Origin of the sequence: Sulfuricaulis sp. (genome assembly GCF_040901545.1) — a bacterium.
Taxonomy (GTDB): Bacteria; Pseudomonadota; Gammaproteobacteria; order Acidiferrobacterales; family Sulfurifustaceae; genus Sulfuricaulis.
The window spans coordinates 19,219-27,812 of the sequence record NZ_JBBDYL010000034.1; the positions used below are offsets into that span (position 1 = coordinate 19,219).

Annotated in this window: 8 protein-coding genes; 3 read left to right on the top strand and 5 right to left on the bottom strand. The window is 54.9% G+C overall.

The genetic code is table 11. The features are described from left to right. Window positions 1–32: 32 nt before the first annotated feature. Window positions 33–2,099 carry a thioredoxin domain-containing protein gene (locus WD823_RS06115; RefSeq protein WP_368428598.1) on the top strand — a complete coding sequence of 689 codons (2,067 nt, stop codon included), beginning with the start codon at window positions 33–35 and terminating at the stop codon, window positions 2,097–2,099. Between the two features lie 124 nt (window positions 2,100–2,223). Beyond that, window positions 2,224–2,580 carry a hypothetical protein gene (locus WD823_RS06120; protein WP_368428599.1) on the top strand — a complete coding sequence of 119 codons (357 nt, stop codon included), beginning with the start codon at window positions 2,224–2,226 and terminating at the stop codon, window positions 2,578–2,580. Between the two features lie 28 nt (window positions 2,581–2,608). Here WD823_RS06120 and WD823_RS06125 read toward each other — a convergent pair whose 3' ends face one another. Beyond that, the gene (locus WD823_RS06125; RefSeq protein ID WP_368428600.1) at window positions 2,609–3,181 is read right to left on the bottom strand and encodes an isoprenylcysteine carboxylmethyltransferase family protein; all 573 of its coding nucleotides are present in this window, start codon (window positions 3,179–3,181) and stop codon (window positions 2,609–2,611) included. Window positions 3,182–3,311: 130 nt separating this feature from the next. Between WD823_RS06125 and WD823_RS06130 the strand changes: the two genes are divergently transcribed. Continuing rightward, window positions 3,312–5,120, top strand: coding sequence for a SulP family inorganic anion transporter (locus WD823_RS06130; protein WP_368428601.1), 1,809 nt, complete (start codon window positions 3,312–3,314; stop codon window positions 5,118–5,120). Between the two features lie 12 nt (window positions 5,121–5,132). Here the strand turns inward: WD823_RS06130 and WD823_RS06135 are convergent, their stop codons facing one another. The 4 genes from WD823_RS06135 to WD823_RS06150 are packed head-to-tail and all read right to left on the bottom strand — an operon-like array spanning window position 5,133 to window position 8,437. Beyond that, window positions 5,133–5,507, bottom strand: coding sequence for a diacylglycerol kinase (locus tag WD823_RS06135; protein WP_368428602.1), 375 nt, complete (start codon window positions 5,505–5,507; stop codon window positions 5,133–5,135). 3 nt (window positions 5,508–5,510) lie between these two features. Beyond that, window positions 5,511–6,962 carry an aminomethyl-transferring glycine dehydrogenase subunit GcvPB gene (gene gcvPB, locus WD823_RS06140; protein ID WP_368428603.1) on the bottom strand — a complete coding sequence of 484 codons (1,452 nt, stop codon included), beginning with the start codon at window positions 6,960–6,962 and terminating at the stop codon, window positions 5,511–5,513. A 20-nt stretch (window positions 6,963–6,982) separates the two neighbouring features. Next, the gene (locus WD823_RS06145) at window positions 6,983–7,498 is read right to left on the bottom strand and encodes a BglII/BstYI family type II restriction endonuclease (protein WP_368428604.1); all 516 of its coding nucleotides are present in this window, start codon (window positions 7,496–7,498) and stop codon (window positions 6,983–6,985) included. 24 nt (window positions 7,499–7,522) lie between these two features. After that, window positions 7,523–8,437, bottom strand: coding sequence for a hypothetical protein (locus WD823_RS06150; protein WP_368428605.1), 915 nt, complete (start codon window positions 8,435–8,437; stop codon window positions 7,523–7,525). Window positions 8,438–8,594 lie beyond the last annotated feature (157 nt).

The window sequence follows — 8,594 nt, forward strand, 5'->3', positions numbered from 1 at the left end:
GGCTATAGTGGAGCGAATTTCCGGATTCGATTGTGACCTCGACAACACACACCAATCGCCTGGGCAACGAGACCAGCCCGTATCTCTTGCAGCATGCGCACAACCCGGTGGACTGGTATCCATGGGGAGAGGAAGCGCTTGAGCGCGCCAAACGCGAAGACAAACCGATCCTGGTTTCCATCGGTTATTCGGCCTGTCACTGGTGCCATGTGATGGAACACGAATCGTTTGAAGATGAGAACGTGGCGCGCGTGATGAACGAGCTATTCGTGTGCATCAAGGTAGACCGCGAAGAACGTCCCGATCTGGACAAGATATACCAGACCTCACACCAGATCCTGGCGGAACGCCCCGGTGGCTGGCCGCTCAACATGTTTCTCACGCCCGATGACCAGATGCCGTTCTTCGGCGGAACCTATTTTCCCAAGACGCCCAAATACGGCATGCCTGGATTTCCCGACCTGTTGCGTCACGTGGCCGAGGTCTACTCCACAAAACGAGACGCCATCCGCGAACAAAACGATTCTCTGCGCAATATTTTTTCACGCCTGCAACCGCAGGGGCCGGCCCCGGGTCTGCGGTTGGGGCCCGAGTTACTGGAACAGGCCAGAAATGAATTGCATCGGCAGTTCGACGCGCGATTCGGAGGATTCGGAAGCGCGCCGAAATTTCCCCATCCCACGTCGCTGGAGTTATGTCTGCATCGCTGGGCGCACGGTACCCAGCATGGCTCGGAAGACAAGGAAGCGCTGCGCATGGTACAGGATACGCTCACGGCCATGGCGCATGGAGGCATTTTCGACCAGATCGGCGGCGGTTTTTGCCGCTATTCGGTGGATGAGCGCTGGGAGATACCGCATTTTGAAAAGATGCTGTACGACAACGCCCAACTGCTGGTTCTCTACACCGATGCCTGGCAAGCCACCGGTGAATCGCTCTACCGTCGCGTGGCTATTGAAACGGCGGAATGGACAATACGTGAAATGCAATCTCCCGAGGGCGGATATTACTCGGCGCTGGATGCCGACTCGGAGGGACATGAAGGAAAATTCTATGTCTGGAGCTCAGATGAAATACGCCAACGGCTGACGCCGCAAGAGTGGGACGTGGTCGAAAAACGTTTTGGTTTGCCGGGTAAGCCGAATTTCGAAGGTCATTGGCATCTCAATATCCGTGCTGATTTGGCCACGCTGGCGGTGCGCCTGCAGACTCCGGAAACTGAAATTACCGCCTTGCTCGAATCCGCCACCCGGAAACTCCTGCAGGCGCGCGATCAGCGGGTGCGGCCCGGGCGGGATGAAAAAATTCTCACGTCCTGGAACGGGCTCATGATCAAGGGCATGGCCCGTGCCGGTCGTGTTCTGGACCGACCCGATTTCATCAAATCCGCGGAACGGGCATTAATCTTTATTCGCGCCCGGCTATGGCGTAACCAGCGCCTGCTGGCCACTTACAAGGACGGCAAATCCCATTTAAGCGCTTACCTCGATGACCATGTGTTCATGATCGATGGAGCGTTCGAATTGCTGCGTACACGCTGGCAACGCGAAACGTTCGACTTTATCCGCGCCCTGGGCGATCTGGTGCTGGAACATTTCGAGGACGAAAATCAGGGTGGCTTCTATTTCACCGGGGACGATCACGAAAAGCTCGTATACCGTCCCAAAGCCGTTGCGGATGAGGCGATTCCCTCCGGCAATGGCGTGGCCGCACTGGTGTTTCTCAGATTTGGCCATCTGCTCGCCGATCACAATTATCTGGACGCCGCCGAACGAACGCTGCAGGCGCTGCAAAGCAATATTCAGCAGCAGCCTTCCGCCCACGCATCGTTGTTGATGGCTTTGGAAGAATACCTCGAACCCACGCAAACCGTGGTGCTGCGTGGCGCCGTTGAACAGATGAAACCCTGGGAACTACTGGCGCGGCGGCACTACCGTCCGGGACGTGTGGTGCTGGCCATCCCGGACAATATTGAAAATTTACCCGGCGTGCTGGCTGAACGAAAAATCCGAGACGGGGTCACGGCCTATGTTTGCACCGGCCACGCGTGTTCCGAACCCGTGACCGAATTGTCACAATTCGAAGCGATATTGAAATAATCCCCGTGGTGTAGCTCTCAGATTTGAACCTGGAGCATAGCGGTTTCATCGATTCTGCCATTCATGGCATGGAAAATGCAACAATCCCATCCACTACCCCCCTCAACCCGCACGGAAATCATCCATGTCCGAATCGCCAACAAACATTCAACCGGTTTCCCTCACTTCGACTGTGGATGCCCCGCCCCCTGTCGCCATCACCGGTTTAAGGGGATTTTTCAGTGCCGCCTGGAAACTCCAGGAACGCGAGCGGGCGCGGATACGCGAGGAAATCGCGCAGGTACCTGGTTTAATGGCGTTGCTGATGCTGCCGCGCAATGGACAGAAGTGGACCAAGGAAGAGCGACAGGATCTGCGCGGAAAATTACGCCAGTTGCCACGTCTGGGTTTGTACCTGATAACCGCCGCGGTCCCGGGGACCATCGTCACGCTCCCATTGCTCGCTTGGTGGCTGGACCGACGCAAACGCAAGCGCGCTTGAACCCGTGTGGCATGCTGACAGCCGGCTTTCAGCGCAAATAGAGAACGTAAACGGCCAGTACTCCGTAAAACAGCAGCATCGCCAGAAAATTCCAATGGCCGTGATTTTTTCGTAATACCGCCCAGTCAAAAAACCATACCCCGGGATCGTTAAGCCGGCTGATCGACGGGATAAACCGATTCACGCGCCGACGGTAATCCCGATATGGCGCGCCCAAGAGTTCCACCAGGCGTTTTTCCTCCCGTTGCACGCGGTTAACCATATAAAAATAGTAAACCGCCGCGTAAGCCGCGGTGAAATAATGATTGCCGAGCAAATACATGAGGCCGAGTAACAAAAAAAACCGGCCCAGGTACATTGGATTGCGTACCAGCACGTAGGGGCCGCGCGGTGTGAACAGTTCATTTTTTACCAGCGAGGCAAAAGACCAGGTCTGGATCGCCTGGCCAAACAGTGAAACGAGAAATCCGGCTAGCAGGCGCGATGCCTCAGTGTAACGCGCGAGCACAACCAGAAAAATCAGAAACAGGACATAGCGGAGTTTCAGAAATACCTGGCGCGCAGCCGGGTGATTGAAAATGCTATGTACTGCCTCGAGCATGAGAATGTGTTCAGATGAATTTACCCTACGTGATTATACGGCGGCGCTCGCTGCGTACCTAACTGGATCGGCGGACAACATGAAATAGACAAGTGGAAAAGATACAATGAAATTTTGATCATACATGCCCATGCCTGACTCTCACCCCGCACCGTTATACAATATTTTCTGGGCACGGTTTTTCCCTTGTCTGCGCTGGTGGCCATGGGTCAACCGCGAATCGCTGCGGTCCGACCTGATCGCGGGGCTTACCGGTGCGGCGATCGTACTGCCCCAGGGTGTGGCCTTTGCCATAATCGCCGGGCTCCCGCCGGTGTACGGCCTGTATACCGCCATGGCCCCGCCCATTATTGCCGCCCTTTTCGGCTCTTCGCATCATCTTGTCTCCGGACCGGCGATAGCGATTTCCATCGCGGTGTTTGCCTCGGTGTCGAAATTCGCCGAACCGGGCAGTGCTCAATATATCAGCATGGCGTTGACACTGACGTTTATGGTGGGCGCCTATCAATTGGCGTTCGGGCTGGCGCGCATGGGAGCGCTGGTCAATTTCGTCTCGCACTCCGTGATTGTCGGCTTCATCGTCGGCGCCGCGATTCTGATCGCGACGAGTCAGTTAAAGCATTTTCTCGGAATTGAAATACCCTCCGGGGAATCGTTCCTGAATACCTGGCAACACATCTTCCAGAACATTAACACCTTCAACCCTTACGTCACGGCGGTGGCGGTTGTAACGCTGCTCAGCGGCGTAACCATCATGCATTACAAACCTCGCTGGCCGGGGTTAATGCTGGCGATGATCATCGGCAGTCTTCTGGCCGCAGCTTTCGGTGCGGAAAGTAAAGACATCAAACTGATAGGAGAATTTCCGGCGCAGTTGCCACCGCTTTCATGTCCCGAGTTTTCATTAACTTCCCTCAAGTCACTCGGCAGCGGCGCGTTCGCCATCGCAATGCTCGGGCTGGTGATGGCGATCTCGATCGCCAAATCAGTGGCACTCAAGTCCGGTCAACGTATTGACAGCAGCCAGGAATTTATCGGCCAGGGTCTCGCGAACATGGTCGGGAGCTTTTTTTCAAGCTATGCCTCGTCCGGCTCATTCACCCGCAGCGGCATCAACTACACGTCCGGCGCGATCACTCCGATGGCGTCGATCTTCGCCGCCGTCTCGCTGGCGCTGATAGTACTGATAATCGCGCCGCTCGCGGCGCATCTGCCGATCGCCGCCATGTCCGGCATCCTGCTGATCGTCGCGTACCGGCTGGTTGAATTCCAATTGATCGCCAATATTCTGCGCACCAGCAAACGCGAGGCCGCCGTGTTACTGACCACGTTTCTGGCAACGTTGTTCGTCGATCTGGAGTTTGCCATATACATCGGCGTGATACTTTCGCTTGTCATCTATCTTATGCGCACGGCGCATCCCGGAATCGTCACCCGCACGCCCGATCCGAACCAGTCCGGAAGGCACATGGTCACCGATCCCAAACTGCCCGAGTGTCCGCAACTGAAAATCGTGCGCGTGGACGGTTCGTTGTTTTTCGGCGCGGTTGACCATGTCCAGAACGAATTCGAACGGCTCCTGGCGCAAAACCCGAGCCAGAAACATCTCATGATCATCGGTAACGGGATTAACTTTATTGACATCGCCGGCGCCCGGATGCTGGTGCAGGAAGCCCGGCGACGCCGCGGGGCCGGCGGCGGGGTGTATTTAAGCAAGGTGAAGGATGAGGTTTACGGTATTCTGAACCGCGGCGGATTTATTCACGATTTGGGAGTCGGGAATGTTTTCACCACAAAAAATGACGCGATCAAGAATATTTTCGATCGGCTCGATAAATCAATCTGCGAGCGATGCGACAAGCGCATTTTCCTGGAATGCCAAAGCGTCGAATACAGGGGCGAAATACCGCTAAAGGACGACAAACCGGCGACCACGTAAGCGCTTCGTACTTCAGCCAAACCGGTCCGCCAACATCAGCGTCCACACCAGCACCACGAGCAGCAGCGAGACAAAAACCGCCGCCGAGGCGAGGTCCTTGGCGCGCCCGGAAAGTGCATGCGGTTGCTCACCCATGCGATTAACCGCGGCCTCAATCGCGGAATTCAGCAATTCAACCACGAGCACCAGCACCAGGCTCGCGATCAAAAGCGAGCGCTCAACGCCGTCACGCCCCAACCAAAATCCGAGCGGAGCGAGAACGATGAAAAGCGCGATTTCCTGACGGAAGGCCGGTTCGAACTTCAGCGCCGCCTTAAGGCCCGTTGCGGAATAACCCGCCGCGCGCCATACGCGCCGCAGGTCGAACAGGCCGCGTGGTGAAGCCATCGCCTAGCCGGGCGGCTTCCAGGTGAGGTTGAGCTCGCGCGCCGCGCGCACGTCGTCGAGCCGTTTCACCGGCAGCGTGTGCGGCGCGCCTTTGACCAGCTCGGGGTTGACGCGCGCTTCATCCATGATCTCTTCCATCGCCGCGATGAAACGATCCAGTTCTTCCTTGGCCTCGGTCTCGGTCGGTTCGATCAGATGACACTCCGGCACGAGCAGCGGGAAGTACGTGGTCGGCGCATGGAACCCCTTGTCGAGCAGGCGCTTGGCGACGTCCATCGCGCTCACGCCGGTATCGTCCTTGAGTTGCTTGAAAGTGAGCACGAATTCGTGGGTCGCGCGCCGTTTGGGATAGGCCACATCGAACCCGCGTTTCGAAAGCTCGGCCATGATGTAGTTGGCGTTCAGGGTCGAAAATTCGGCGACGCGGTGCATGCCCTCGCGGCCGAGCAGCCGCGCGTACACGTAGGCGCGCAGCAGCACGCCGGCGTTGCCCATATTGGCCGACAATCTTCCGATCGTCTGCGGGCGTGTTGTTTCCGTTTCCCACCCATATTTATCCTGAGTTTTTCCCACGATCGGCACCGGCAGGAATGGATCGAGGCGATCGTTCGCTGCCACCGGTCCCGCTCCCGGACCGCCGCCGCCATGCGGCGTGGAGAAGGTCTTGTGCAGGTTCATGTGGATCACGTCGAAACCCATGTCGCCGGGTTTCACGCGACCGAGGATCGCATTCAAATTCGCGCCGTCGTAATAAAGCATACCGCCCGCCGCGTGCACGATCCTGGCGATTTCGGTGATCTTGCGCTCGAACACGCCGAGCGTGGACGGGTTGGTCAGCATCAGCCCCGCCGTCTGCGGCCCGACCGCCGCTTTAAGGGATTCGATGTCCACGTCGCCGTTGGCATCGGTCGGAATTTCGCGCACGGCGTAGCCGCACATCACGGCTGTCGCCGGATTGGTGCCGTGCGCCGCATCGGGCACGAGAATCTCGGTGCGGGCCTGGTCGCCGCGCGATTCATGATACGCGCGGATCATCGCGACACCGGCAAACTCGCCCTGCGCGCCCGCCAGCGGCGTGAGCGAAACAGCCTTCATGCCGGTGACGTCCCTGAGCATTTCCTGCAGTTCGTACATGCAGGCGAGAAAACCCTGACCGGTGGATTCCGGCGCGTACGGATGGCGCCCCAAAAAATTCGGCAGCATCGCCAGCTTGTTGCAGGCACGCGGGTTGTACTTCATGGTGCACGAGCCAAGCGGGTAAAAATGCGTGTCGATCGAGAAGTTCTTCTGCGAAAGCTTCGTGTAATGCCGGACCGCCTGCATCTCCGAAACCTCCGGCAGCAGCGGGCGTTTTATGCGGAGGAACTTTTCCGGGATGCCCTTCACCTCCGCTTTCGCCAGCGGCGCTTGGGAATAATTGCGGCGGTTGGGTTGGGATTGTTCGAAAATTAACATGTTTAGCTCACAAATATTTTTTACGGGACGATTCCAATAACCAACAGAGGGACAGGAGGACTGTTTCTGCCATGACGAAGGATGTTGTATACCTCTCTTTCCATCGTCTTCATTGGCAATATCTCCACTCCCACATCAATAATGTCACTAGAATAAAACAACAGTTGCTTCAATAGCGTATTCTGGATACCCAAACTTTTACGTAATGGCGTTTCAACCGCGACTCTGTCTTTTACTAAACCTATTTTCATAGAAGATTTTATCGGGTTACATATTCCAGTTCGTTCCAAAAATCTGCGCTGTTCAGATAGCGATAGGCCTGCCACCTTTTGAAGATTCCCTCCGCCGCCATAGCAAAAACAACACGATACTTTCCAACCTTTTTCATCAAAGAACTTGCGGAAAGTGTCACGAAATTTGCCTGACTTAGAATCTATGCACGCAATAGCGTCTCGAATTTCTGTGTAAATTATTGGCTTCCTGACCGACAAGTATTCTCCGCCGTTCATGTGAGAATAAGTTTCGACAATTTTCATTTCGTCGTCTCTCTACGTTCTTTGCTAGTTGCGGGCGTGATTCAGTCTTTGGAACCAACTGAACACATCAGAATATTCCATAAAAGTACAGAGATCACCTAGTCCACTAACCTGAAAGGTCGGTCTATTTAATTGCCTTACGAATAAAGACCTTCTTTCTTCATTCGCCAAGATACTAAATCTGGGACGAAGACCAGGAAATGTTAGATGTATATCGTTGAATCTCAGTAATCCCGAATATATTGGCGTTGAATGCTCCACTTCAAATAACGCTCTAATTTCTGTTGAACCACGTCCGAACCAGACTACATCAATTTCTTGTAGGATATCTCCAATTTGATGTTCGCTTGCGAGATGTGTCTCTCGACATGCAAATTGATTGGTTAATGACCAATCCAACTTGGATCGATCATTTTGTGGGACCCATATGTCATAACCTTTGGTGGTCCCAATCGCGCCAAGTAAGGTTTGGATTTGGCAATGCGTGAATTCAGGAATCTTGTCGAATTTGGCTGCATCAATTACCAAGCCAAGTCTGTCCCAACCGTAATCTCCCTCAATGTTGAATCTACCGGCGCCAGCGATGTAAAGTTCATCGCCAGTGCCACCGAGATAAATTTGAACCTTGAACTGGCCGTCATTTGCAGGCGTTAATGACCGAAATATTTCCTCGTACTCTGGAAATGGAATAAAGAGTGGTTCAGTTTGCCCATCCCATAAGAAGCACAGAACCGCAGTGTATCCCTCCAATCTCTTCAAATCTTCGTCACGTAAGCCATAAAAAGTACGATCTCGGTTATGAACTTTGGAATAGCGAATATAAATCCTTGCTGCTCCATTTCCGATTTCATAAAGCGATTGGCTCCCCTCCAACTTCCGCAAAGAACCATATCGAGCAGAGAGCTCGTCAAGTAACACCTGTTTAACTGTATTCGTCATCGCACGGGGGTTCTGAAAGTTTTCAGGTCCCCGTAGCACGCGCCGAGTACCGCAGCCCCACCGGGAGTTTTCAAGCGAGCCCCGTGTTCGAGCCCGAGGGTGAGGCGGAGTATTCATGGAAATCCGGTGGACTTCCATGCCGCCGAACGGGCGCGCC

Excerpts from the sequence above, each read along its gene's own strand:
- WD823_RS06120 (WP_368428599.1), top strand. The coding sequence starts at position 2,224 with ATGTCCGAATCGCCAACAAACATTCAACCGGTTTCCCTCACTTCGACT.
- WD823_RS06125 (WP_368428600.1), bottom strand. The coding sequence starts at position 3,181 with ATGCTCGAGGCAGTACATAGCATTTTCAATCACCCGGCTGCGCGCCAG.
- WD823_RS06130 (WP_368428601.1), top strand. The coding sequence starts at position 3,312 with ATGCCTGACTCTCACCCCGCACCGTTATACAATATTTTCTGGGCACGG.
- WD823_RS06135 (WP_368428602.1), bottom strand. The coding sequence starts at position 5,507 with ATGGCTTCACCACGCGGCCTGTTCGACCTGCGGCGCGTATGGCGCGCG.
- gcvPB (WP_368428603.1), bottom strand. The coding sequence starts at position 6,962 with ATGTTAATTTTCGAACAATCCCAACCCAACCGCCGCAATTATTCCCAA.
- WD823_RS06145 (WP_368428604.1), bottom strand. The coding sequence starts at position 7,498 with ATGAAAATTGTCGAAACTTATTCTCACATGAACGGCGGAGAATACTTG.
- WD823_RS06150 (WP_368428605.1), bottom strand. The coding sequence starts at position 8,437 with ATGACGAATACAGTTAAACAGGTGTTACTTGACGAGCTCTCTGCTCGA.